At 35.8% G+C, this 25,544-nt stretch carries 30 protein-coding genes; 5 read left to right on the top strand and 25 right to left on the bottom strand.

What is annotated here, in order from left to right; all coding sequences use genetic code 11:
* Positions 1 to 74: 74 nt before the first annotated feature.
* The 4 genes from EGX70_RS10580 to dhaS all read right to left on the bottom strand — a co-directional run bounded on the left by EGX70_RS10580 (position 75) and on the right by dhaS (position 3,285).
* A complete protein-coding gene (locus EGX70_RS10580) occupies positions 75 to 764 on the bottom strand; it encodes a gamma-glutamyl-gamma-aminobutyrate hydrolase family protein (RefSeq protein WP_000956420.1) in 690 nt (229 codons plus the stop codon).
* Positions 765 to 918: 154 nt separating this feature from the next.
* Positions 919 to 1,635, bottom strand: coding sequence for a YebC/PmpR family DNA-binding transcriptional regulator (locus EGX70_RS10570; RefSeq protein WP_000532903.1), 717 nt, complete (start codon positions 1,633 to 1,635; stop codon positions 919 to 921).
* Positions 1,636 to 1,752: 117 nt separating this feature from the next.
* Positions 1,753 to 2,739 (bottom strand): DhaKLM operon coactivator DhaQ, encoded by a 987-nt coding sequence (dhaQ, locus tag EGX70_RS10560; protein WP_001232461.1) that lies wholly within the window; start codon positions 2,737 to 2,739, stop codon positions 1,753 to 1,755.
* Between the two features lie 9 nt (positions 2,740 to 2,748).
* The gene (gene dhaS, locus EGX70_RS10555; RefSeq protein ID WP_000204281.1) at positions 2,749 to 3,285 is read right to left on the bottom strand and encodes a dihydroxyacetone kinase transcriptional activator DhaS; all 537 of its coding nucleotides are present in this window, start codon (positions 3,283 to 3,285) and stop codon (positions 2,749 to 2,751) included.
* A 173-nt stretch (positions 3,286 to 3,458) separates the two neighbouring features.
* Between dhaS and dhaK the strand changes: the two genes are divergently transcribed.
* Genes dhaK through EGX70_RS10530 form a run of 4 tightly spaced genes read left to right on the top strand, consistent with a single transcriptional unit; the run spans position 3,459 to position 6,161 of the window.
* Positions 3,459 to 4,448 (top strand): dihydroxyacetone kinase subunit DhaK, encoded by a 990-nt coding sequence (dhaK, locus tag EGX70_RS10545; protein ID WP_000722647.1) that lies wholly within the window; start codon positions 3,459 to 3,461, stop codon positions 4,446 to 4,448.
* Between the two features lie 37 nt (positions 4,449 to 4,485).
* Positions 4,486 to 5,064: a dihydroxyacetone kinase subunit DhaL gene (gene dhaL, locus EGX70_RS10540; RefSeq protein WP_000453282.1), complete on the top strand. Its 579-nt coding sequence runs from the start codon at positions 4,486 to 4,488 to the stop codon at positions 5,062 to 5,064.
* Positions 5,064 to 5,438: a dihydroxyacetone kinase phosphoryl donor subunit DhaM gene (dhaM, locus tag EGX70_RS10535; RefSeq protein WP_001279899.1), complete on the top strand. Its 375-nt coding sequence runs from the start codon at positions 5,064 to 5,066 to the stop codon at positions 5,436 to 5,438. The genes dhaL and dhaM overlap by 1 nt, the downstream gene beginning before the upstream one ends.
* Positions 5,439 to 5,447: 9 nt before the next feature.
* Positions 5,448 to 6,161: an MIP/aquaporin family protein gene (locus EGX70_RS10530; RefSeq protein ID WP_000191476.1), complete on the top strand. Its 714-nt coding sequence runs from the start codon at positions 5,448 to 5,450 to the stop codon at positions 6,159 to 6,161.
* 264 nt (positions 6,162 to 6,425) lie between these two features.
* Here the strand turns inward: EGX70_RS10530 and EGX70_RS10525 are convergent, their stop codons facing one another.
* The 19 genes from EGX70_RS10525 to EGX70_RS10435 form a co-directional block, all read right to left on the bottom strand.
* On the bottom strand, positions 6,426 to 6,830 hold the full coding sequence (locus EGX70_RS10525) for a cupin domain-containing protein (RefSeq protein WP_000675692.1): 405 nt from the start codon (positions 6,828 to 6,830) through the stop codon (positions 6,426 to 6,428).
* Positions 6,831 to 6,968: 138 nt separating this feature from the next.
* Positions 6,969 to 7,682 (bottom strand): MerR family transcriptional regulator, encoded by a 714-nt coding sequence (locus EGX70_RS10520; RefSeq protein ID WP_000859557.1) that lies wholly within the window; start codon positions 7,680 to 7,682, stop codon positions 6,969 to 6,971.
* 92 nt (positions 7,683 to 7,774) lie between these two features.
* Positions 7,775 to 8,884 carry a nucleotidyltransferase gene (locus EGX70_RS10515; protein ID WP_123948129.1) on the bottom strand — a complete coding sequence of 370 codons (1,110 nt, stop codon included), beginning with the start codon at positions 8,882 to 8,884 and terminating at the stop codon, positions 7,775 to 7,777.
* Positions 8,881 to 9,132 (bottom strand): hypothetical protein, encoded by a 252-nt coding sequence (locus EGX70_RS10510; RefSeq protein ID WP_000583229.1) that lies wholly within the window; start codon positions 9,130 to 9,132, stop codon positions 8,881 to 8,883. Before EGX70_RS10510 ends, EGX70_RS10515 begins: the two co-directional genes overlap by 4 nt.
* 22 nt (positions 9,133 to 9,154) lie before the next feature.
* The gene (locus EGX70_RS10505; RefSeq protein ID WP_123948127.1) at positions 9,155 to 9,889 is read right to left on the bottom strand and encodes a class I SAM-dependent methyltransferase; all 735 of its coding nucleotides are present in this window, start codon (positions 9,887 to 9,889) and stop codon (positions 9,155 to 9,157) included.
* 65 nt (positions 9,890 to 9,954) lie between these two features.
* Positions 9,955 to 10,311: a ribosome silencing factor gene (gene rsfS / locus EGX70_RS10500; protein ID WP_000136424.1), complete on the bottom strand. Its 357-nt coding sequence runs from the start codon at positions 10,309 to 10,311 to the stop codon at positions 9,955 to 9,957.
* 1 nt (position 10,312) lies between these two features.
* The gene (locus tag EGX70_RS10495) at positions 10,313 to 10,834 is read right to left on the bottom strand and encodes a cysteine hydrolase family protein (RefSeq protein ID WP_000128173.1); all 522 of its coding nucleotides are present in this window, start codon (positions 10,832 to 10,834) and stop codon (positions 10,313 to 10,315) included.
* A 62-nt stretch (positions 10,835 to 10,896) separates the two neighbouring features.
* Positions 10,897 to 11,484 (bottom strand): bis(5'-nucleosyl)-tetraphosphatase (symmetrical) YqeK, encoded by a 588-nt coding sequence (gene yqeK, locus EGX70_RS10490; RefSeq protein ID WP_000221169.1) that lies wholly within the window; start codon positions 11,482 to 11,484, stop codon positions 10,897 to 10,899.
* Positions 11,481 to 12,113, bottom strand: a complete 633-nt coding sequence (locus tag EGX70_RS10485) for a nicotinate-nucleotide adenylyltransferase (protein WP_001162767.1) — start codon at positions 12,111 to 12,113, stop codon at positions 11,481 to 11,483. Before EGX70_RS10485 ends, yqeK begins: the two co-directional genes overlap by 4 nt.
* A 129-nt stretch (positions 12,114 to 12,242) precedes the next feature.
* Positions 12,243 to 12,560, bottom strand: a complete 318-nt coding sequence (gene yhbY / locus EGX70_RS10480; RefSeq protein ID WP_000958131.1) for a ribosome assembly RNA-binding protein YhbY — start codon at positions 12,558 to 12,560, stop codon at positions 12,243 to 12,245.
* 92 nt (positions 12,561 to 12,652) lie between these two features.
* Positions 12,653 to 13,771 (bottom strand): ribosome biogenesis GTPase YqeH, encoded by a 1,119-nt coding sequence (yqeH, locus tag EGX70_RS10475; RefSeq protein WP_000391743.1) that lies wholly within the window; start codon positions 13,769 to 13,771, stop codon positions 12,653 to 12,655.
* Positions 13,771 to 14,298, bottom strand: a complete 528-nt coding sequence (locus tag EGX70_RS10470; protein ID WP_000020580.1) for a YqeG family HAD IIIA-type phosphatase — start codon at positions 14,296 to 14,298, stop codon at positions 13,771 to 13,773. Before EGX70_RS10470 ends, yqeH begins: the two co-directional genes overlap by 1 nt.
* Before the next feature lie 116 nt (positions 14,299 to 14,414).
* The gene (locus EGX70_RS10465) at positions 14,415 to 15,329 is read right to left on the bottom strand and encodes a DMT family transporter (RefSeq protein WP_123948125.1); all 915 of its coding nucleotides are present in this window, start codon (positions 15,327 to 15,329) and stop codon (positions 14,415 to 14,417) included.
* Between the two features lie 129 nt (positions 15,330 to 15,458).
* A complete protein-coding gene (gene gatB, locus EGX70_RS10460) occupies positions 15,459 to 16,901 on the bottom strand; it encodes an Asp-tRNA(Asn)/Glu-tRNA(Gln) amidotransferase subunit GatB (protein WP_123948123.1) in 1,443 nt (480 codons plus the stop codon).
* Positions 16,901 to 18,367, bottom strand: coding sequence for an Asp-tRNA(Asn)/Glu-tRNA(Gln) amidotransferase subunit GatA (gatA, locus tag EGX70_RS10455; RefSeq protein WP_000009529.1), 1,467 nt, complete (start codon positions 18,365 to 18,367; stop codon positions 16,901 to 16,903). Before gatA ends, gatB begins: the two co-directional genes overlap by 1 nt.
* On the bottom strand, positions 18,367 to 18,669 hold the full coding sequence (gene gatC / locus EGX70_RS10450; RefSeq protein ID WP_000703032.1) for an Asp-tRNA(Asn)/Glu-tRNA(Gln) amidotransferase subunit GatC: 303 nt from the start codon (positions 18,667 to 18,669) through the stop codon (positions 18,367 to 18,369). The genes gatA and gatC overlap by 1 nt, the downstream gene beginning before the upstream one ends.
* A 137-nt stretch (positions 18,670 to 18,806) precedes the next feature.
* A complete protein-coding gene (ppdK, locus tag EGX70_RS10445) occupies positions 18,807 to 21,452 on the bottom strand; it encodes a pyruvate, phosphate dikinase (protein WP_000448264.1) in 2,646 nt (881 codons plus the stop codon).
* Between the two features lie 12 nt (positions 21,453 to 21,464).
* Positions 21,465 to 22,295 (bottom strand): pyruvate, water dikinase regulatory protein, encoded by an 831-nt coding sequence (locus EGX70_RS10440; protein WP_000390093.1) that lies wholly within the window; start codon positions 22,293 to 22,295, stop codon positions 21,465 to 21,467.
* A gap of 10 nt (positions 22,296 to 22,305) precedes the next feature.
* Entirely contained in the window at positions 22,306 to 22,956 is a 651-nt protein-coding gene (locus tag EGX70_RS10435) for a helix-turn-helix transcriptional regulator (protein ID WP_071659924.1), read from the bottom strand.
* Between the two features lie 167 nt (positions 22,957 to 23,123).
* Between EGX70_RS10435 and EGX70_RS10430 the strand changes: the two genes are divergently transcribed.
* Positions 23,124 to 24,089, top strand: a complete 966-nt coding sequence (locus EGX70_RS10430) for a 3-hydroxyacyl-CoA dehydrogenase (protein WP_000153115.1) — start codon at positions 23,124 to 23,126, stop codon at positions 24,087 to 24,089.
* A gap of 46 nt (positions 24,090 to 24,135) precedes the next feature.
* On the opposite strand, the gene EGX70_RS10425 is transcribed toward EGX70_RS10430, so the two are convergent.
* Positions 24,136 to 24,684: a cysteine hydrolase family protein gene (locus tag EGX70_RS10425; protein WP_000158740.1), complete on the bottom strand. Its 549-nt coding sequence runs from the start codon at positions 24,682 to 24,684 to the stop codon at positions 24,136 to 24,138.
* A gap of 66 nt (positions 24,685 to 24,750) precedes the next feature.
* A complete protein-coding gene (gene codY / locus EGX70_RS10420) occupies positions 24,751 to 25,536 on the bottom strand; it encodes a GTP-sensing pleiotropic transcriptional regulator CodY (RefSeq protein WP_001133183.1) in 786 nt (261 codons plus the stop codon).
* Positions 25,537 to 25,544 lie beyond the last annotated feature (8 nt).

Here is a 25,544-nt window from a genome sequence, read left to right as displayed (position 1 = left end):
ACATCATAACATCTTTAAGTTTTTAACTAACACTTATCTTCTATCGTCTGAGAGTTTTTGCTATTATATGGATGCTACGTTTCATTAACAAAATAACCAAATAAGGTTTGGTTTTCAATTTGGTGAAGCATTAATTCTGGATGCCATTGAACACCTATAATACATTGTTCTGTTCGACTTTCATAAGCTTCTACTGTCCCATCTCTAGGATCTCTAGCACTAACTATCAGACCTTCAGCTAACAGTTTAACACTTTGTCTATGAAGAGAATTGATCTTAAAATCACCTGATATAAAGCCTTCTAGAAAACTCCCTTTTTCCACATTTAAATAATGAGCAAATCCAATGTAAGGCTCTTGATAGTGATTATCAATAGATTGATTAAGTGTACCACCAAGCGCCACATTTACTAACTGCATGCCACGGCAAATCGCAAAGATTGGTTTATTTTGTTTCAACGCTTCTTCGACTAATGCAAATTCAAAAATATCACGCGCAAGTGAATAATCATCACTCTCAATTATCTTCTCTTCACCATAATAGGATGGTAAAACATTTTGGCCACCAGATATGATCAGCTTATCTATCATCTCAACATAAGCTTTGGCACTTTCTGCTTCACTTATTGGTAGGATAACTGGTAACCCGCCTGCGTTTTTAACTCCTTCCGAAATATGCCTAGATACCGAATCATAATAATAACCTGGAATATCTGACATTTCTCTTTCATTTCCTGTAATACCAATAATAGGCTTTGTTAACATTTTGCTCCCTCATCAACCAATAACTGTCTAATAATTATCATTTTACACCTAAAAAACCTTTTTGAATAATATTTTTTACCTATCACTTCTTTAACAATACCTATCAACTCTCACAAAAATAAAAACCATAGTATTAATACTACGGTTTTATTTTTTAGAAATCTGCTACATTATGATAAACTTTTTGAACATCATCATCTGATTCGAGTGCGTCAATAAGCTTTTCAAAAGTTTCAAGGTCATCACCTTCCAATACTACTTCTGATTGAGGAATCATTTCAAGTTCAGTAACTTGGAATTCTTCTACACCATTATCGCGAAGTGCTTGGATACCTTTATGAAGATCTGTTGGGGCGGTATAAACTGTTATGGTTCCCTCTTCTGCTTCAACATCATCTACGTCTACATCCGCTTCAAGTAATTGTTCGAAGACAGTGTCAGCATCATCACCAGCAAAAACGATGACACCTTTTTTATCAAATAAGTAGGATACCGATCCTGAAGCTCCCATATTGCCACCGTTCTTACCGTAAGCAGTACGTACATTTGCTGCCGTACGGTTAACATTTGATGTCAAAGTATCCACAATAATCATTGAACCATTTGGACCAAAACCTTCATAGCGTCCCTCTACAAAAGTTTCATCTGTGTTTCCTTTGGCTTTATCAATCGCTTTATCAATAACATGCTTTGGAACTTGTGCTTGCTTAGCACGGTCCAAAACGAATTTTAGAGCTGAGTTTGACTCGGGGTCTGGTTCACCTTGCTTTGCAGCAACATATATTTCAACACCGAATTTAGCGTATACTTTTGAGTTAGCACCATCTTTAGCAGTCTTTTTGGCAACAATATTGGCCCACTTACGTCCCATTGGAAAATCTCCTTTGATTTCATTTTTAATAACCTGCTGGCTCATATTGGCAAGCAATCTTAATTTTAACTCTATTATTATAGCACTTTGATAGCAATTGGTAAAATGGAAATTCTATCACCAAGCTCTAGCATCTGTCTTATGTTTTAAGTAATCAATCCATCTACTATCCTTTACACGACACAAGGTAACTGATAAACCAGCCATATCTAAACTTGTAATTAGGTGGCCTGTTTTAATAAAAGGTAATTGTAAATCGTCTAAAGCCAGAAATTCCATGACAGCATTTGTAAAAAGTAATTCCTCCATTTTAGAACTTCCTCCAAGATTATTTATCAATAGAATGAATGCTTCTCCATCTTGCCAACGTAATTTCATTTTCAATTTGTTAACTAGTTCGTTTGCCAAATGTTCCATGGACACGAAAGGCATTGTCCGGTATCCTGGCTCACCATGAATACCGATTCCAAATGAGATGTAACCTTCTTCTAAATCAAAAACAGGTTGATGCTGACCTAAAATAGTGGCTGACTTACTTGCTACACCTAAAGTAGCCATTGAAGTTGTCAAAGATAGTCCTAGCTGTTCTAATTCATCTAAGCTTGCTCCTTCTAAAGCAGCTTGTCCAATAATTTTATGTAGCAACACAGTACCAGCAACGCCTCGATGACGAATTTTAAAATTTGATGTTTCAACAGAGATGTCATCATGAGAAACGATGTATTTGATTGGAATGCCTTCTTGACGAGCCTGTTCAATCGCTTGGGAAAATTCTTCCAAATCAGCTTCAAAATTTTTGATAATAACAAAGACACCTTTGCCTCGATTGATAAATCTAATAGTCTCTAGAATATCACTAGCACATGGTGGTACAAAAATAGGACCACTAATCGCTGCCGATAGCATTCCCTCACCAACATATCCAAAGTGAGCCGGCTCATGTCCGCTGCCTCCTCCTGATAAAATCGGAATTACTTGCTCGGATTGCCCTAAATAATGAATAGCGGGCAAATCTTTTATTTGCTCTACTTTAGGATTAGTTTTAGTGATTGCTTTTATTGTTTCAAAAACATATTCCATTTTATGATGTTCTGTTTTTCTCATATCCTTGTCCTAATAATTTTCTATTGATGTTCTGATAATTTTTTCAATGACTTTCCTATTAAATAATTCTTCTTTTGAGTTATTTATTAACTCATATTTTATAAAATAAGAGAGGGCTTTACTATGATAATTAATAAATGTAACTCTTTCTTTCTGATTAAAGTTAGATTTACTATAATCAGAAAGAAGCTTATCTACTAACTGCTCACAGTAAGACTCAAAATACGAAGAAAAATCATTTTGATCTTCAATTTGAAATAATTTAATATAGAATTCTTGATTCATTTTAAAAAAAGTCAACAACTCTGATAACAACTGAAAACCTGAGATATAGTCTAAATTATCCGTAACTTGTTCGCTTAATTCTGTTTGGAAAATCCATTCTAATAAAGCATATTTATCAACAAAGTGATTATAAAATGTTTGACGTCTAATACCTGCATCTTCCATAATATCACTCACCGATATTTTGTCAAAAGCTTGCGAAATAAATAAACGTTTAAATGACTTGGCTATTTTTTTCTTAGTAATAAGCGAAGAAGTCATAATTTCTCCTTTATTTTATATTGAATTGCTGATGATTTATTATGGTTTAGTGTAACATGATTTATGATTATTGAAAACCCTAACAAAGCGGACAAACAAGAAAATCTGTCCATTCCAGAAAAGGCTTACAAATTTTATAATAAAAGAGAATTAAACATAAAAGGAGTTTCCAAATGAAAAAAATTCTCAATCAACCAACTGATGTTGTTACTGAAATGCTAGATGGATTAGCATATGTTCATAATGATTTAGTACATCGCATAGAAGGTTTTGATATCATTGCTCGCAATGAAGAGAAGTCAGGAAAAGTGGCTCTCATTTCTGGCGGAGGAAGTGGACATGAGCCTTCACATGCTGGTTTCGTAGGCGAAGGAATGTTATCTGCAGCTGTGTGTGGTGCAGTATTTACTTCTCCAACTCCTGACCAAGTTCTTGAAGCAATTAAAGAAGCTGATGAGGGGGCTGGAGTTTTCATGGTTATCAAAAATTATTCAGGGGATATCATGAACTTTGAAATGGCACAAGATATGGCTGAAATGGAAGGCATAGAAGTTGCAAGTGTGGTCGTTGATGATGATATTGCAGTCGAAGACAGTCTTTACACACAAGGAAAACGTGGTGTAGCTGGTACGATACTCGTCCATAAAATTCTAGGACATGCTGCTCGTCATGGCAAATCACTTCAGGAAATCAAAGCTATTGCTGATGAATTAGTACCAAACATTCACACTGTTGGACTTGCACTAAGCGGGGCTACTGTTCCTGAAGTAGGCAAGCCAGGATTTGTTCTTGCAGAAGATGAAATTGAATTTGGTATCGGTATTCATGGTGAACCAGGTTATCGTAAAGAAAAAATGCAACCTTCAAAGGCTTTAGCGACAGAATTAGTTGATAAGTTAATTGAATCGTTCGATGCTAAATCTGGCGAAAAATATGGTGTCCTTATTAACGGTATGGGTGCAACCCCACTTATGGAACAATATGTCTTTGCTAACGATGTTGCCAAACTCCTTGAGGATAAAGGCATTGAAGTGAATTACAAAAAACTTGGTAACTATATGACTTCAATTGATATGGCTGGTTTATCACTAACCTTGATTAAACTGGAAAATCAAGAGTGGTTAGAAGCACTTAATAGTGACGTTACAACCATTGCTTGGTAATCATTCCTGTTAATTAGAACAAAAGGAAGGAACTCTTATGGAAGTAAAAACTGCAATAGAATGGATGCACACTTTTAACCAAAAAATTCAATCCAACAAGGACTATTTATCCGAACTAGATACTCCAATAGGTGATGGCGACCATGGTGGCAATATGGCGCGTGGTATGACTGCTGTTATTGAAAACCTTGATAACAATGAATTTAGTAGTGCTGCCGATGTTTTCAAAACCGTGTCCATGCAACTTTTAAGCAAAGTAGGCGGAGCATCTGGACCACTCTATGGTTCTGCATTTATGGGAATTACAAAAGCTGAACAGAGTAAAAGTACCATTTCAGAGGCACTTGGCGCAGGACTTGAAATGATTCAAAAACGTGGTAAAGCTGAACTTAATGAAAAAACAATGGTTGATGTTTGGCACGGTGTTATTGAAGCGATTGAAAAAAATGAATTGACTGAAGACCGTATCGATTCCTTAGTAGATGCTACAAAAGGGATGAAAGCAACAAAAGGACGCGCTTCTTATGTTGGAGAACGCTCAGTAGGACACATTGATCCAGGATCATTTTCTTCAGGATTATTATTTAAAGCATTACTAGAAGTTGGAGGTGTCTAATGTCTGATATTGGTATTATTGTTGTTTCTCACTCTAAAAATATTGCTCAAGGAGTTGTTGATCTTATTTCAGAGGTAGCAAAGGATGTCTCAATAACTTACGTGGGTGGAACAGAAGATGGTGAGATTGGTACTTCTTTTGATCAAGTTCAACAGATTGTAGAGCAAAATGATAAAAAGACGTTATTAGCTTTCTTTGATTTAGGTTCAGCAAAAATGAATTTAGAGTTAGTAGCTGATTTTTCAGAAAAAAATATTATCATTAACTCTGTCCCAGTAGTGGAGGGAGCTTACACCGCTGCTGCTCTTCTACAGGCAGGTGCTGACCTGGATAGTATTCAATCACAATTAGCTGAATTAACTATCAATAAATAAGGAGATATTATGACTCAATTTCTTGGGGAATTTTTAGGAACATTTATTTTGGTTCTTCTTGGGGATGGCGTAGTTGCAGGAAATGTGCTCAGTAAAACCAAAGAAGAAGGAACTGGATGGACTGCTATTGTTTTTGGCTGGGGAATTGCTTGTACCGTTGCTGTTTATGTTTCTGGATTATTCAGTCCCGCTCATCTAAATCCAGCAGTCACATTAGCAATGGCTTCTATTGGAGCAATTTCTTGGGGACAAGTTATCCCCTTTATCATTGCACAGATGTTAGGAGCAATGGTTGCGGCAACTATTTTATGGTTACACTATTATCCTCATTGGAAAGAAACAAAAGATAGTGGACTTATCCTTGCCAGCTTCTCAACCGGACCTGCTATCCGCCATACACCATCGAATCTCCTTGGTGAAATTATCGGTACTGCTATTCTTGTGATTACAATTATGGCAATTGGTCCTAGTAAAGTTGCAGCAGGTCTTGGTCCAATTATCGTTGGTATAGTTATTTTCGCAGTAGGATTCTCTCTTGGTCCAACAACTGGTTATGCTATTAACCCTGCACGTGACCTAGGGCCTCGTCTTATGCATGCTATCTTACCTATTGAAAATAAGGGTAACTCAGATTGGTCATACGCTTGGATTCCAGTTGTAGGTCCAATTATCGGCGGTGTCCTTGGGGCTATCTTATACAATATTGCTTTGACTTTAGTTTAACTAAAAAACCAGAAAGTTAATACTTTCTGGTTTTTCATAGTTGCAGTATGCTTTCAAAATAGAAAAAACACCAAAATACTTAGTGTTCTTTCTGGAGATTTTATGAAAAAAGTTTAGGATGTTTATAGTATAACCGCCCTTACTTAACGTTTCCTTAAAAGCTCGGTTATTAACATTACTTCCTAAATTACTATTTATATTCTCCAAGAAATGACTACTATTAAGCTAAAAAGCGCTATTGACATAGCGCTTTTTAGTCTAGTATTATTTAGTTTCAGTAGTAACTCCATCAAAATCTTCTTCATTTTCTTCAGCTTCTTCTCTTGTGGCACGGATAATACCATCTTTGTGATGAGCTGGACTGTAAATTGTATAGAGTTTTAACATCTCAGTTTCAGAAGTGTTAATTACGTTATGTTCAGCACCTGCCGGAACTATTATAGCGTCTCCATCTGCAACTTCATATTCATTACCATCAATGACAACCTTACCATGACCAGCTTCAAAACGGAAAAACTGATCATTTTCTGCATGAATCTCGCTACCAATTTCTCCCCCAACAGGCAGTGTCATTAAAACGAGTTGACAATGTTCTGCGGTATAGAGGACTTGGCGGAAATTTGTATTTCCTAGTGTCAATTTTTCGATATTCCCATGAAATCCTTTCATAACGATACCTACCTTTCTATGCCTACAGTCTACTCTTTTTGCTCCTTACTGTCAAAAATTTAGATAAGAGTCTGACATTTTTAATAATATCTACTGTTCCTTGATTCCTATCATTTCATTGCAAACCTAAAATATAGCCTAATGACAATAGCTATCTATAGCTTTAGAAACAAATAATGCTGTTCCCTGGCCTCCCCAATTATCAATAGACTTTTGGAAACGCTCATCTTGGATGTACATTATTCCAAGACTTGCTAATAAATCGTTAGTGCAGTTGTAAAACTGAGCTGTGATATAATCTTGTAAAATCTGAACTTGTTTTTGAAATTTCTCATCTGTCGGAGAAAGTTCTTTCAACTGTCCAAAGTCTTTAAAAATCTGACTCATAGCTTGTGAAATCATTGAAAAATCATTCTTACTATGGCTATTTTCAAATTCTTTGTAACTATCTGTATCCCCCCAGCGTGTTCTAGCTTCCTCTTGAAATGCTTCTAATTCTTCTTGATTATAAGCTGTAAAATCTGACATATTTTTACCCCTCTGGATAGACTTTGCATGTTCAATTACTTCTTCTAGTCGCTGTTTCTTTAGTTCCAGCCACCTAATTTGATCAAGAAGTGCTTGATTACGATCATAATTTGGACTATCCATTATCTCTTTTATTTTTTTAAGAGGAAATTCCAGTTCCTTAAATAACAAAATTTCTTGTAACTTAATCAGTGATTCATCATCATAGTAACGATAACCATTCTCTCCTACAAATGAAGGAGATAACAAATCTATTTCATCATAATAATGAAGTGTGCGCACACTAATACCAGAAATGTGACTTATTTCTTTAACTGTTTTCATAATAACCTCTCTGTAAAGAGTATAATGTATAACGTTAAGTAAGGGTCAAGGGAAAAATATTATTTTGTGATGATTAATTTATAAAGCTTAAATCAAAGGTCACTTTGACTAACAGGTTGATAAAAAGGGATACGTCCCCATGTTTGCTCTGCTATATTAGCATTTCCCATCTGATAAACAGAATCTGCTCGTTGCGTCAAACTATCCCACGTTTGTGAACCAATCCTCGTCACGATATCCACAGACTTCTTCACAGACTTTAAATGCTGTTGACCTTTTTGTGTAAAACCTAAGACATGAATAGCATTTGGTATAGGACTTTCCACAGCATTTATCAAGATATAGGTTAATAAACGTCGAATTCTTGCTTTGGTATACCGTTTAGTTGCGACTTTATCAACTAACTCATCCACAGTCTCCACATAACGAATTTGACTTTTTATACGATTGGCTATCTCTTCATTCACTTGATAAATTTGTGTCAAATCAGAATGCGTCATTATCTGATATTTGAGTAAACTAAAATAATCTTGCCAAACTACTTGTGGACTATTCAAAAACAAGTCACTGTTAGGCATACCTTTTTCTACAAAGAAACGATCAGATTGATGTTTACGAAGACTTGTTGCAGAAGCAAATATCTCTGTTTTTTCTGATGAATGATAACCAGCTCCTTGACGTTGTATCGGATTTAATCGAATACCATTTTGGCTAGCTGCTTTGGTGTAGGCTAAGCCTAAAATGTGATTTGGGGTTTGTCCCGAAAATGTAATCCCTGCAAATTCTTGCCACATAGCTTGCATTTTTTGTGGATAGGAAAGAGAATCCGATTGTTTTTCCAAAAAAGCTTCCATCTCCTCTTTTTTATTCACATAAATATCCCCAATACGGGCATAATCAAGCATTTCTTCGGTACCGAAGCATAAGTTATCCACACCTAATCGTGCCAGGATAGACACAGCTCCACTAGCGAAATAATCCGCTGACTGTACCGAAACCAGAAAAGGGAGTTCAATCACTAAATCAGCACCATTTTCTAGTGCCATCTGGGAACGGGTCCATTTATCTACAATCGCCGGCTCACCACGTTGCATAAAATTACCCGACATGGCTATTACTTTTATGCCTTGAGCTTGTTCTAAAAGGTACTTATGCCCATTATGAAAGGGATTAAATTCGGCAACAATTCCTGTAACTGTCATACTTCTTTCTCTTTCAATTGATTATTTAAAGTAACAGCATCAATAATATCTAGGTGATAAGTTTTACGAAGGTATATGAGACGATCTGTTTCTTTTTCAAATGGTTTTAATGCCGATAATAAATCCAAATGAAGTTTAGGGTTCATCAATAATTCCAAAATAACTTTAGACTTTTTCTGACTTACCCGACGTTCAATAATATAAAGTATCCCAAATATCATCAGACAAGCGTATAAGAATATTATCATCTTTTTACCTCCAAATTATTACTTATTTATGAGCTACAAAAAACCAGCGAGCAGAAGTTGCAGTTGGTTTTTTATCTTCAAAATCTGCATACACCTTAACATCTTTAAAACCTGCCTGTTCAAGTAAAATATCATAAGTCAAAATATCATAAGTACGCTCTTCATGAACTTCATCATGACGTGTAAATCGACCATCTTCTTCTTGAACAAAAAATGTTAATTCATGGACAATAGAATGAGGTGCATCATCTTCATAAGTATCCCACACCATAGCAAAGTCATCTGCATTTTCATGATAAGAATAACCAGGAAATACTTTATCTGTTTGATAAGTCGAATGAACATCAAAAATAAAGACGCCATTTTCTTCTAAGGCCTTATAGACTTCGATAAAAACATCACCAACCTCGACTTCATCTTGCATATAACAAATAGAGTCTGAATAGCACGTGATGAGATCATATTTACCAACATTAGATAAATCTAACATATTTCCTTCAATAAACTGGATACTTTGGTGAGCAGAAGTTGCACGTTTTTTGGCAAGTTTCAGCATATCGCCACTAAGATCAAGTCCTGTAACAGCATAACCAGCTTGTGCAAATCGAACAGACTGAATTCCCGTACCACATGCTAATTCCAAAGGTTTTTTCTTACCTTTTGGAAAATGACGAAGTGAAAAATCAGTCCATTTAGCATATAAAGTATCATCCATGACAGCATCATAAACAGCTGCAAAAGTTTCATACGTTGCCATATAATAGTTCTCAAATCTTTCTTGATATTACATCTCTCAAAAAGCAGTCCCAAGACTGCTTAGCTTTATTCTGTCATAAAGACTTCAGCATCAAGCAATGGTGCTTCATGCCAAAGTTTTTCAAGGTTATAGTGCTGTCTCTCATCTTCAGAGAAGATATGAACCACGACGCTATTGAGGTCAAGAAGTACCCAACCAGCTTTACTATCGCCTTCAAGGTGGCTAGCATCCCCACCATTTCCTTTTACTTGTTCACGGATATTGTCTGCGATTGCTTCTAACTGCCTACTATTACTTGCACTCATAATCACAAAGTAATCTGCAACACTCGTTACAGGCTGTAAATCTAAAATTACAATATCTTCTGCTCGTTTTTCATCCGCAGCCTTAACGACTAGCTGTAGTAAGTCTTTTTCTGTCATTTTATTCCTCGTTTATTAATTTCAATAAGCTATCTTTTGCTACCATTGTCGCAAAACGATGATGCCAAATATTCTCGTAATGTTTTTTAATAGAATCCCCACTTAAAGTTGGTGTATCAAATGTTAGGTGTCCACCTTGTGGAATAAAGATATCATAACCATATTCAAAAGCAACTTTTACTGATGTATCAAAACAGTATTCTGTTTGAAGTCCCATCATGATTAATTGACTAATATGCTTACTTTGCAAGTAATCATGTAAATGAGTATCTTTAAAACAACTATTGTAAGTTTTATCAATTATTTTGTGATGCGTCACAAGATGTCGCTGTTCCCAAATTTCCCACTGTGGAGAACCTTGAGGCAATTCCTTATCATGATGCCTTATCCATATCACTTCACAATTAGAACCTTTGGCACTTAAAAGTAAATCATCTAAAAGCACTGCAAAATTTGTTAAATGCTTTGGTTTCTTATCCATAATACCTTGTTGGATATCAATTAGTAAAAGTGCACAAGTCATACTTTCCTCCAAAATGACCACTGCATCGCCAAACCTATCATGACCATTATTCAATAAAAGAATTAGTCGAGATAAGGTATATAAGCATTATAGGTTTCAATCGTTTTAGGATAGATAGGCTGAGCCTTACTTGCTAAAAACGCAACTGTTCTAGCAGTCTCATAAGCTACTGCTTTATTAAGGTCAACTTTCGCTAACTCACGAGCTTCTTCAACTCCTGGAAAATCTCGATTGTGTTCAATGTAATCTGCTACATAAACGATTTTATCCAATGTGGACATTTGGGCTGAACCAACAGTATGTTTTGCAATAGCAGCTAAAATATCTTGATCTTTGATAGCTAGATCCTCTTGTATTTTATAAATGCCAACAAGACCATGCCAAATATTATTACCCCATTTTTTTAGGTCGGGATCTGGTTGGTATTTATCAATTAATCTAAGAAATTCATCATCAGATAGTTCCTTAGCATAATCATGTAATAAAGCAGCTAGACCCGCTTTTTCCTTGTCATAACCATACCGTTCTGCTAACTCTATTGCAGCACGCTCTACTCCTAACACATGATTAAAACGTTTGTCGGACATCATATGACGCACTTTACTCAAAAGTTCAGTCCGATCTAAACCTGTGTAATCTTTGTAGGTCATTTGTAAAGACCTTCTTTCCTGATATAATCTAATACCTCTCTAGGCAGTAAATAGTTGGGCTGACGATTACTTTTAATAAATTGACGAATCATACTTGATGAGATATCCATCAATGGCAGATCCACCCAAATAACGGGATATGATGTACCAGCTTTATATTTTGGACGTTGAACACCAACAAACTGCACCATTTTAACAAGTTCATCAATACGATGCCACTTAGGTAGATATTCCACCATATCTGCCCCAATAATGAAATAATAATCAACATCTGGATTTTTTTCAATTAGAAGCTTCATCGTATCGTATGTATAGCTGATACCTTTACGTTCAATTTCAATTGGTTCAATAGATAAACCATCAATGCCTTCTATTGCTAATTCAAGCATCTTGAGACGATGCTGTTCATCAATTGTCTCTTTTTTATCAATATGTGGTGGCTGAAATTCAGGCATCAACAGAACTTGGTCTAAACACAATTGCTGACGTACTTGATCTGCAACAACAAGGTGGGCGTTATGAACAGGGTTAAAATTTCCTCCCATAATTCCAATTTGTTTTCGGTTAGTATCTCGCTTTTTCTCTTCTAATTCAACTTTTGTAAATGGTGTTAGCAATTCGAGTGCCATAATTCCTCCATGAACAAGTAGTATCTCTAAAAAAACAAACACTGATTATCATGATCAGCTATCATACGGAAGTGTAACTTAGGTAAATCGTTTTTTAGTTCTATACTCTATTTCTTAATCTATTGTAGTTTAGTTTGATTTTACTGCTTTTACTTTAACTGAAATTTTACGATTTTCTTTGCGCGCTGACTCTTTATAAAGAATCAAGATACGTCCTATTTTAAGGACAGTATCGCAGCCAATTTCATCTTCCAGAACTTCAGCGACATCGTGGATATCTTCATCGGTATTTTGTAAAAGGGTTACTTTGATTAGCTCACGTGCATCGAGTGCATTACGTACGCTTGTTTTGATTTGATCATTTAAACCATTTTTCCCAATTTGAATAATGGGTTTCATAGAATGTGCTTCTGATTTTAAGAAAGCACGTTGTTTAGATGTTAACATATTAGTTTCCTTTTTATCTATTATAGGATTATGACTGTATCATCAGCTAAATTAGATGAAAAACCGTCATATGTTGCTGGTTAATTTAGTTATTAAATTAAAGCTTTGCGTAAAACAACTGCCACGCCTTCTGGAGCCCAAACAGCTACTACTACTGGATTTTCTGCTTCTGATTTCACACGTATCCAACCAAGACCCGAATAAACAATATCCATTTTATCTTTGATTGTAAATTCATGACGAACTAATTTAGGAAAATCTGAAACTTCCTTACCTGTTGGTGGTGTCAATAATTTTCCAACATGTTTAGTGTAAAATTCATCTGCTCCAACTAGTTTAGTGCGGTGTAAATTCAGGTTATTATCAAAATATGCCGTAAAACCTTGTTTTTGACCAGAAATAAAATCAAAACGTGCTAGGCCAGCCAAGAATAATGTTTGTTCTGAATTAAGCTGATAAGTTTTGGGTTTTATTTCTTTTTTAGGACTAACATATTTAAGATTTTTTGCTGTCAAATAATGAGCCATTTGATGACGATGAATAATACCCGGGGTATCAAAAATATAGCTACCATCATCAAGAGGTATTTCTATTTTATCTAACGTTGTACCTGGGAAACGTGAGGTCGTAATAACATCACGACTACCAGTAATTTCACGAATAATAGCGTTAATAAGAGTTGACTTTCCAACATTAGTAACCCCAACAACATAAACATCTCGACCATGACGATACTTTTCAATCGTATCAATCAAATCCTTAATAGCATGATGATTTTGGGCACTTGTCAAGATGACATCAACAGGACGAAGCCCCTCTTCATGAGCTCTCTCAGTTAACCATTGTGTTACTTTTCCATCTTTAACCGATTTGGGAAGAATATCTTTTTTATTTCCTACTAAAAGAACATCGTTTCCTGCAACGAAACGACTAAGACCAGGAATAATTGAACCATTGAAATCAAAAATATCAATGACATTCACCACAAGGGCATCACTATCTCCAACCTCATGTAGTAATTTCAAAAATTCATCATCAGTGATATGAACGTCAGTAATCTCATTATAGTGGCGCAATCTGAAACAACGCTGACAGTATAATTCTCCTGTCTCTAAACCTTTTTCAAGTGCTGCACGAGGTGTATAGCCAGCAGCATCTTTATTTTCAGTTTGAATCCTGGCTCCGCAGCCAATACAAAATAACTCTTCCATTAAATTCCTTTTTGATATACGATTTTACCGTAATTCTCTTCTATTTTTTTCCAAACGCGACGTTCACGTAAGCGATTGAACTTGGTATTCCAAGCATCAGATTTAACAATTGGTTTTACCAATACGGACTTTATTCCTGCGCGATGACTAGCACGAATATCTGTCATCAATTGATCTCCAACCATAATCACCTCGTCACGATCAAAGCCATAACGCTCAATTGCCATGTTTATACCACGAGTAAATGGTTTCATCGCACGACTTACAAAATCCACACCAAAACGTGATACTGCACGTTCTACGCGAGCATGATTGTTATTAGACACTACTACAACTGAAATATCCGCTGTTGTCATCTCATCTAACCATGCACGCACCTCAGCAGTACCATCTGGATTATTCCAAGCAATGAGTGTATTATCTAAATCAACTAAAACCGCACGAATGCCATGACGTAATAAATCTTCTGCTCTTAAATCATAAACTGCCTCAACCACGAAGGTCGGCCTATAATCATCTATACTCAATTTCATCTCCAAAAAATATATTTTACTATTCATTCTACCATAATTCTTAAGAGATAGCGAGTAAAGAAAAAAGGTCTTTAAAGACCTTTAAATTAGGGTTTCAACCCCAAAAGATACTATCTTACTCGTTTCATTTTCTTCAATGCAATTAAATCTTTGTAAGAGATTAGAGTTACAGCAAGAAAAATAAACAGCATCCCAAGTAAATCTATTGGATAAAAAATTTCTCCTAAAACAAGTACTGTCAAAAATACCGAAGAAACTGGCTCTACCGATGCTAATAAGCTACCCTTGACAGCACCTACAATACTAACCCCTTTAAGGAAAAAAGTGTAAGCAAAAATAGTCCCAATACCAATAATGCCAATATAAGCAAGTATACTCATCACATTAATTTGTAAGGGGTATTGCCACGCTTTTGTCACCAAACTAAATAAAATCCCACCTATAAACATTCCTGAACCAATAACAATCGTACTTCCCCATTCATGAATAAGTTTCACAGGTAATAAAATATAAATAGAATAAGTAATGGCGGAACCAAGCCCCCACATTAATCCTTTCGGTGTGATAGCTAAACTTCCTAACTTCCCATGCGTTGCAATCATATAGGTTCCTAAAATTGCCATAGCAATTGCTATTATTTCAAAAGATGTTGGTCTTTGTCTGTTTAGGATACAAACAATACTCAAAATAAGTATTGGTGCCATATATTGCAAAACCGTTGCAGTTCCAGCATTTGTTAAATGAATCGCTCTGAGAAAAGCATATTGATTTAAAACTAAACCAAATATAGAAAAAAGTAAAACCTGCTTTAAAAATTTTGGCTGTTTCCACGCTGCTACTAAATGCTCCTTTTGTTTTGATCTAGCTAAAGACAAGAGAAAGATACCTGTTATCAACAATCGTAAAGAAGTCAAAAGGTTAACGTGTACTCCGTGCGACATCAAGTATTGACCACTAATTCCAGAAATGCCCCATGCTAGTCCGGCAGCTAAGGTCATCATTGTTCCTTTTCCTTTTTTAGTCATTTTTCCCCTCATTTTTATTTCTTAAACACTGTAGTTAAAGTCATCTGATAAATATCTTAGCTTCTTAATTATTTATCCCTAGGTGTTCGTGCTAAATTAGCGAATAAAAACCAGCCAAAAGGCTGATTTCTATTCTTCTTTTAATTTTGCTAATTCTTGCGCTAACAGCTTCAGAGCAACTTGTGGATTAGCTTGTCCTTTTGTTGCTTTCATTAGATAACCTGTGAAGGCCTTATCAGCATTGCGTTTTCCTGACTTAAAGTCAATCACAGCAGCTTCATTATCTGCAAAGACTTGATGAATAATTGGGATTAATACTTCAGGATCTGAAATTTGAACTAAACCAGCCTTTTTAACGAATTCTTCAGCTGAACCACCATTTTTAGCTAAATGCACAAAACCTTTTTTAGCAATTTTGGATGAAATTGTACCGTCAGCAATCAAGCCAATCATCTCAACCAAATTCTCAGGAGTCAGACCAATTTCTTCGATTGATTTTGATTCACTGTTAAGAAATTGCGCCACTTCTCCTTGTAACCAATTGGAAACTTGTTTTGCATCACCCCCAATAGCAACAGCTTTTTCAAAGAAATCAGAAGTTGCTTTTGTAGCTGTTAATTGGCTAGCATCATAAGATGATAGACCAAAAGACGATACATATTTCGCACGACGTTCCTGTGGAAATTCTGGTAATTCTAAACGAACTTGATCAATCCATTCATCCGAGATATCAAATAGTGGTAGATCTGGTTCAGGGAAATAGCGATAATCTGATGAGCCTTCCTTGACACGCATCAAAATAGTCTCACCTGTTGTTTCATCAAAACGACGAGTCTCTTGCTGAATTTGACCACCAGATCGTAAAACTTGTGCTTGACGTTTTTCTTCATGTATCAAACCTTTACGTACATTATTGAATGAGTTAAGGTTCTTAAGTTCTGCTTTAGTACCAAACTCTTCTTGACCATAAGGACGAAGTGAAATATTGGCATCTACACGCATAGAACCTTCTTCCATTTTAACGTCAGAAATTCCAGTATATTGGATAATCTCTTTGAGAGCTGTCAAATAAGCATAAGCTTCCTCAGGAGAACGCATATCAGCTTCTGATACAATTTCAATCAGTGGAACACCTTGTCTATTAAGGTCAACATAGGAATAACCATCTGTCCCATGTGTATTTTTTCCTGCATCTTCTTCGAGGTGGGCACGCTCAATACGAATTTTTTTTCGTGTACCATCTTCTAATTCGATTTCAATCCAACCATTGTAACCAATAGGCTCATCAAACTGTGAAATTTGATAAGCTTTAGGATTATCTGGATAGAAATAATTTTTACGATCAAAATGCATGTTTTGATGGATATCCATATTCAAGGCAAGTGCCGCCTTGATTCCTGCATCAATAACTCCTTTATTCATGACTGGAAGGACACCTGGGAAAGACCAGTCAATTACATTTGTATTAGCATTTTGTTCCTGACCAAAATGAGCGGAAGAAGGTGAGAAAATTTTAGAGTTCGTATTTAATTCAACATGGACTTCAAGTCCAATGACTGTTTCAAAATTCATTAGTTCTCACCTCCAAAAATTTTAGGTTGTTGTTTATGATAATCTGTCGTTGCTTCGAAGGCAGCAGCAACCTGATATATTGTTTCTTCACTGAATTTCGGACCAATCAACTGCATACCAACCGGTAGACCTTGATCAAAACCAGCAGGGATTGAAATACCTGGTAAACCAGCCAAATTAACTGGTATTGTTAGAATATCAGCTAGGTACATTGCAACTGGATCGTGATTTAAAGAATCTAAGTCAAAGGCTGTTGTTGGAGCTGTTGGACCTAAAATCAAGTCATAATCTGCGAAAACTTTTTCAAAATCTTGAATAATCAAACTACGAACTTGACCTGCTTTTTTATAATAAGCATCGTAATACCCAGAAGATAAACTGAACGTTCCCAGCATAATGCGACGCTTAACTTCGTCTCCAAAACCTTCAGATCGTGTATTGACATAGATATCATCCAAGTTTTTATAATTTTCTGTACGGTATCCATAACGAATACCATCAAAACGTTGTAAGTTTGAAGAAGCTTCCGATGAAGCAACAATATAATAAACAGCAACACCGTATTTAGAATGCGGTAAACTAACTTCCTCAATAACTGCACCTAGTTTTTCCAGATGTTTTGCGGCCTTAATAATCGTTTCTTTAACTCCTTGCGCTATTCCTTCTCCCAAATATTCTTTTGGTAAAGCAATTTTCATTCCTTGAATATCTTGACCAATTTTAGCAGTAAAATCGCCTACAGTACGCTCAGAAGAAGTTGAATCTCTTACATCATGCCCAGAAATAACTGTCAAAAGCTGTGCATTCTCTTTTACTGTTTGAGACATCGGTCCAATCTGGTCAAGCGAACTACCGAAAGCAAACAAACCAAAGCGTGATACACGTCCGTAAGTTGGCTTCATACCAACGATTCCATTAAATGAAGCCGGTTGGCGAATTGAACCACCTGTATCAGAGCCCAATGATAAACGTACTTGTCCTGAAGCTACTGCTGCTGCAGAACCACCTGATGATCCTCCCGGAACTTTACTATGGTCCCAAGCGTTATTTGTCTTTTTAAAATAAGATGTTTCTGTAGAGCCTCCCATGGCAAATTCATCCATGTTTGCTTTACCAATCACAATCATATCTTTAGCATATAACTTTTCAACAGCCGTAGCATCAAAGATTGGCTCATAGTTATAGAGCATTTTAGAAGCAGCTGTTGTAAGAATCCCCTTTGTTGAAATATTATCTTTAACTGCTAAGGGAATACCTGACATAACATTATCAGCATCAATTCCTTTATCATCAATTTCTTTGGCTTGAGCTATTGCCATCTCATCAGAAATAGTAATAAAAGATCCAACCGCTTGTTCACGCGCATGAATATCTTCCAATGTAGCTTTTGTTAATTCAGTTGCTGAAATTTCTTTTTTAACGAGAAAATCATGCAACTGATCAATTGATTGATTATTAAACGACATTAGGCATCTCCTCCATCCTCAAGAATTGCAGGTACTTTAATATAATAATCTTGATGCTGTGGTACATTTTTAAATAAGTCATCACGATTATGGCCTGGTTGAGCAATATCTTCACGCATCACGGTTTTGCGATCTGCCATGGTCGTTGTTACTGGTACGCCTTCTGTGTCAACTTCATTTAAGAGTTCAATCATATCAACAATCTTTGACAAACTTGACGCAAATTCTTTAGTCTCTTGATCAGAAAAGCGCAATTTTGACAGATTGGCAACATGACGCACTTCTTCTTCAGAAATTTTCATGAGTTCTCCTTATCTCTGTATCATTTTCGTTTTAAGATAGTCTCTACTATTATAGCATATTAAACTCTCAATGTTATCACATTATCCCAGCTTTTCATAATAAACGCTTCTTACCTATGATAAGAAGCGTTTACTGTTTATTTATCTATTGTTATATCATTTCTGCTTTGTTTGATTTTAGCCTGTGCAGCCGCTAATTTAGCAATAGGAATCCTAAACGGCGAACACGATACATAATGTAACCCCAGTTGGTAACAGAACTCAATAGATGATGGTTCTCCACCATGCTCTCCACAGATACCTATTTTAAGGTTTGGCTTAACTTCTTTTCCTAACCTCACTGCCTGCTCAATAAACCTTCCTATTCCTTTTTGATCTAAAACTTGGAAAGGGTCTTTTTTTAGAAGTCCTTTATCAACGTATTCTCCTAAGAATTTTCCAGCATCATCTCGTGAAAATCCAAAGCTCATTTGTGTTAAATCATTGGTCCCAAAACTAAAGAAATCCGCAAACTTTGCAATATCATCCGCTATCATACAAGCTCTTGGTGTTTCAATCATTGTCCCAATAGGGAATGATAAGTTAATTTTTTTAGATTTACTCTCCTCAACAATTGTCTCTTCAATCAGATCACGTATTATAGAGATTTCTTCATGCGCTGTCACTAAAGGAATCATAATTTCTGGCTTTGCCTCATATCCCTCTTTCATTGCAAGTATAGCGCCTTGTACAAGAGCTCTCACCTGCATTTGGTAAATTTCCGGATAGGTAATCGCAAGTCTACAACCACGATGACCTAACATAGGGTTGAATTCTTCTAATGTTTGAATCCGTTTTTCAATAGCTAAAGTAGATATCCCCATTTGTCTTGCCATAGATTCTATAGACTCTTTATCATGGGGTAAGAATTCATGTAAAGGAGGGTCAAGCAAACGAATCGTACAAGCTTTACCTTTCAATACTTTAAAAATTTGATAAAAATCGTCTCTTTGGAAAGATAAAAGCCTTTCTAGAGCCTTCCTTCGGCTCAATATTTCATCCGCTAAAATCATTTCTCTAACGACTGGAATACGTTCATCGTCAAAAAACATATGTTCCGTGCGACAAAGACCTATTCCTTCTGCTCCAAAGTCCAAGGCCTTTTGAGCATCTCTCGGATTATCTGCATTTGAACACACCATCATATCTCGATTTTCATCTACCCATTTCATAAATATCTCAAAATCACGATCTACGCTAGTCTCTGCCATCGGAACTTGTCCTATATAAACATTTCCTGTAGCACCATCGATTGATAACATCTCACCTTCTTTTATCGTTTGATGCCCAATAGAAATTTCTCGTCTTACTTCATCAACCAATAATTGACTACAGCCTGCAACGCATGGTTTCCCCATTCCTCTGGCTACTACTGCCGCATGGGAAGTCATTCCGCCTCTTGCTGTTATAATCCCGTTTGCACTAACCATCCCCTCGATATCTTCAGGTGATGTCTCTTGTCTGACCAATAGCACTGGATTTCCCTTTTTCATCTCTTTAACAACATCTTCTGCATGGAAATAAACTTTCCCATAAGCAGCTCCAGGAGAAGCTGGAAGTCCTGTCGTCAAAATAATAGCTTTCTTTAAACTTTTCAAGTCAAAAGAAGGGTGTAATAACTGATCTAATTGTTTGGGCTCGATACGTAGTATAGCTTCTTCTTTACTAATTAGGCCTTCATTTACTTGATCTACTGCTATTTTGATAGCTGCCTTCGCTGTACGCTTACCGCTTCTCGTCTGAAGCATATAAAGATTACCATTTTCAATTGTAAACTCCATATCTTGCATATCGCGATAATGAGCTTCTAACTTTTGGGTAACGCTTACAAACTCTTGGTAAATAATAGGCATTTGTTCTGCCAATTTTGATATGGATTGTGGTGTTCTGATACCTGCAACAACATCTTCTCCTTGTGCATTAATCAAATACTCACCAAATAAATTTGCTGCTCCAGTTGATGGGTTTCGTGTAAAAGCAACTCCCGTTCCGCTGTTATTTCCCATATTCCCAAAAACCATAGCTTGGATATTAACGGCTGTCCCAAGCGTCTCCGGAATATCATTTAATTTACGATAAATCTTAGCTCTTGGATTATTCCATGATTTAAAAACTGCCTCAATTGCTAACAAAAGCTGCCTTTTAGGATCTTGCGGAAATTTTTCTCCTGCTTCTTTTTGATATAGTTCCTTGTAAAATTCAACAAGTCTCTTTAAATCTGAACCAGTTAGTTCTGTGTCATCTTGATAACATTTATCTGTCTTAAGTCGATCTAAAATGGTATCAAATTTATATTTTGGAATGCCTGTAACCACATCTGCAAACATTTGGATAAAACGACGATAACTGTCATAAGCAAAACGCTCGTCTTCTGTCTTTTTCACTAAACCTTGGACACTACGATCATTTAACCCTAAATTTAAAACTGTGTCCATCATACCAGGCATTGAAAAAACTGATCCTGACCGAACTGACACCAACAAAGGATCATCAACACTTCCTAATTGCTTGTTCTGTTCAACCTCCAATTGTGCCATTGCTTGATCAATTTGACTAAGAATACTCTCTCGGATATGGCAAGCGTTATCATAATAATCATTACAAGCCTGTGTTGTAATAGTAAAACCTTGTGGTACCGGTAACCCAATACTCGTCATTTCAGCTAGATTAGCCCCCTTACCACCTAGCAGTTCCTTCATTTCCTTACAACCTTCATCAAAATGATACACAAACTTAGTTTCCATCAGCGTCTCCTTTTACAGATTTTTAGCTACTTGTCCATTTGTTTTTAAGATTTCTAAAATAATCGTTGCTGTTTCTTCGATTGCTTTATCAGATACATTAATGATTGGGCAACCTAAATTTTTCATAACTTCTTCAGCATACCTCGTCTCCTCCAAAATCCGTTCTAAACTGGCATAATTTGCCGTACTAGAAAGACCTAAGGACTTTAATCGAACTTTTCGGACTTGATTAAGATGATCAACCGAATTAGTTAGTCCGATAATCCTTCTAGAATCAATCATACGTAATTCTTTAGGAACAGGAACCTCTGGAACCAAAGGAATATTAATAACTTTAATATTTTTATCTGCTAAAAACATACTTAATGGTGTTTTAGAAGTTCTTGAAATTCCTATAATAACTAAATCTGCTTGTAAAATACCTCGCGGATCTCTCCCATCATCATATTTTACTGCAAATTCTATTGATTCTACTCTTTTGAAATAATCATTGTCTAAGCGTCGTAAAATCCCTGGTTCTCCCAAAGGATCTATACCCGATATCCTTGATATTCCTTGAATAACATTTGTTAATAAGTCAACATAAGCATAATGTTCACTTTCACATCGTTTCTGTGCATAGGAAGCCAAAGCAACATCAACTAAACTAAACATCATAAATACTGTCTTCTGGCTAGCCTCTTCAAAAACTTGTTCTAAGCGTTCCTGACTGTTAATATAGGAAAAACGTTGAAAATGCCAATCATCATGTCCTGGAAATTGTGACAAACATGCTTTCGCAATAGCTTTGGCTGTTTCCCCTAAAGAATCTGAAATAATAAATATAGTGAGTTGATCTTCCATCAGTTTCCTCCTAATAATCTCTTATTTCTAAAAACAAACTAGCGAGGATTGTTTTAGATAATTTCCCGATCACTTTAAATTTTTCGGGATATTGCTTATCATGACGAACGACAGGGAGACTATCCACTTTTCTGCTCACTAATTTATCAGCTGCCGCAAAAAGACTTTCATTTTCTAAAACAGTTGTCACGTGTGGCATACGTGTCATCACCATTCCTATTGGCATTTTAGAAAGATCTCCTCCGCCAATACTGGTTTTTAGTAAATCTTTACGTGACACGACTCCACAGAGAAAATCATCATCATCCAAGATAAAAGCACAACCAGCATCTTCCATAAAAATATGTACAATAACATCATAAACTGAATCTTTTTGATGAACTGTCAGAGGGATCCCCATAATTTCTGAAACTGTCATCTTTTCAAAATGACTTGTCCCTATTGAAGCATGATACTGTCCTAAATAAAAATAACCAACCTTAGGTTTTGCATCTATGATACCTAGCATACTTAAAACCGCCAAATCAGACCTTAGTGCTGCTCTTGTTACTCCTAATTTCTCAGCTATTAGCTCACCAGTAATGGGCTGAAACTGTTTGATAATATCAATAATTCTTTCTTGCCTTTGATTTAATTGAATAAGATCACCTTCTTTATATATTGTATACTATTTATTTTATATGTTATATTATATATCTTTTTTTACTGAAATCAAGTAAAAAAAGATACTATTTTAAAAATAATCATACTATATATTTGCTTTTAGACATATCTTTTGTTAAACTTTCTTCGAAAACGTTTTCGAATATAAGTATCGGAGGTTGTAATATGACAATTAAAAATCTCACTGTTGCAGGAAGTGGCGTTCTAGGTAGTCAAATCGCCTTTCAAGCAGCTTACAAAGGAATGTCTGTCACCATATATGACATTAACGATGAAGCTTTAAATAAGGGAAAAGAACGCATCAAAAAATTAGCTAAAGTCTATCAATCAGAAATTGAAACAGCAAAAGAAGCATATAGTGATAAAGCTAAAAGTATCAAGTATAATAAAAACTTATTGCCTAGCTTAGACCATATTTTTCTTTCAAAAGTTGCCGATTCATTAGACTTGATTGCTGATTTACCAAACCAAATTACTTTTTCAAAAAACTTAGACCAAGCTGTAAGTGACGCCGATTTAGTAATCGAAGCTGTCCCAGAAACAGTTAGTATAAAAGAAGATTTTTATAAACAATTAGCTAAAGTGGCACCTTCAAAGACAATCTTTGCAACAAATTCTTCAACACTTGTTCCAAGTCAGTTTGCTGATATAACAGGACGGCCTGACAAATTTTTAGCAATGCATTTCGCTAACAATATTTGGCAAAATAATATTGTTGAAATTATGGGACATAAGGGAACTGACGACGAGGTTATCAAAGAAGCTTTGGCATTCTCAAAAGATATTGGTATGGTGCCTTTACATATTCATAAAGAACAACCTGGCTATATTCTTAATTCAATACTAGTTCCATTCTTAGAGAGTGCACTAGCATTGTACTATGATAAGGTTTCTGATTCTGAAACTATTGATAAAACCTGGAAGTTAGGAACAGGAGCACCGATGGGACCTTTAGAAATTTTAGATATTATTGGCATCGATACCGCTTATAATATCATGAAGAATTATTCAGATACCAACAGCGATCCTAATAGTCTTCATGCTCACCTTGCAAAAATGCTTAAAGAAGAATTCATTGATAAAGGACGTACCGGTAAAGCTGCTGGACACGGCTTTTATGATTACGACTAAACTATAAAAGAGGTTAGATAAAAATCTAACCTCTTTTATAATTCAACTAAAGAATAGTTGCACCAAGAACAGTTTTAAAATGATTTAAAGCCCATTGATGATTACTATCATTTAAGCTAGCTACAGCTGCTGCTGGGACCTCAATTTTATAACCTAAGTTATAAGCATCAATTGCTGTGTGTAATACACAAATATCTGTCAATACTCCTGTCAATATCAAAGTATCTACTCGTCTTTCACGTAGGCGAATATCTAAATCAGTGCCAGAAAAGGCAGAATAATGACGCTTATCTATCCAAAAAACACGACTATCTTCCTTAATAGTTTCATATAGAGTTCCCAAAGGACCATATAGGTTTCTACCAGAAGTCCCTTTAATATTATGCTCAGGAAAAAGATTGCTCTCTGGATGAAAAACATCTCCAATATCATGATTATCAATCGCAAAAAAAATATAATCCCCTGACCGGTATGCTTTCTCTGTAACGTCAGCTATAGCTGAAGCGATAGATTGCGCTGGTTTACCTGCCGTTAATTTCCCATCATCTGCCACAAAATCATATGTGTAGTCTATTGAGATGAGTGCTTTTGTCATTTTTCTTCTTATCTCCTCTTGATTTCAAAAAAGGAACTGAAAGCTACTCCCAGTCCCATGCTATGATTAATTATATTCTTTTAATTTGTCAAAAATACCTTCGTTAATAACTTTGAGGTATGTTCCCTTCATACCGAGTGAGCGGCTCTCAATGATTCCCGCAGACTCCAATTTACGAAGAGCATTTACAATAACGGAACGTGTAATTCCAATACGGTCTGCAATAACAGATGCCGTTAGGCGTCCTTCAAGTCCATCTAATTCTCCTAAGATAGCAGCTACAGCTTTCATTTCTGAATAAGATAGAGTGTTGATAGCCATTGTCACCGCTGTTTGTTTACGAATATTTTCTTCTAGATTTTCTGTTTGAAGGTTAAGTAATTGAATACCAACAACGGTGCTTGCAATTTCAACTAAAATCAAATCATCGTCGCTAAATTCTTTATCATTACGCCAGATAATAAATGTTCCCAAGCGCATTCCACCACCATAAATTGGAGCGATTGTTGTAATACCATCTTGGAAGTTTTCCTTTGTCTCAACTGGGAAAATTGACAAATCATTATCTACTGATAAGTTAGCTTCTGTATCATAAACACGACTAGCAGATTTAACATAGTAATCTGGGAATTGTTTTGTTTCAAAAAATTCTTCCACACGGTCAGTGTTTGTTTTATATTTCATGGCATAGCCAAGTAAGTTACCACCACCATTAATAATACATGCGTTACAGTCAATAATATCAGCTAATTGAGCCGCCATTGTATTATATGGTAGTTCGGCATCTAAGCTATCTACGGAACGCTGTAAGATGGATGTAATTTTTCTAGTTTTTTCTAATAAATTCGGCATTTCCTTCA

Origin of the sequence: Streptococcus sp. FDAARGOS_522, assembly GCF_003812445.1 — a bacterium.
GTDB classification, from domain to species: domain Bacteria; phylum Bacillota; class Bacilli; order Lactobacillales; family Streptococcaceae; genus Streptococcus; species Streptococcus agalactiae.
This window is presented reverse-complemented; position numbering and strand designations above follow the sequence as displayed.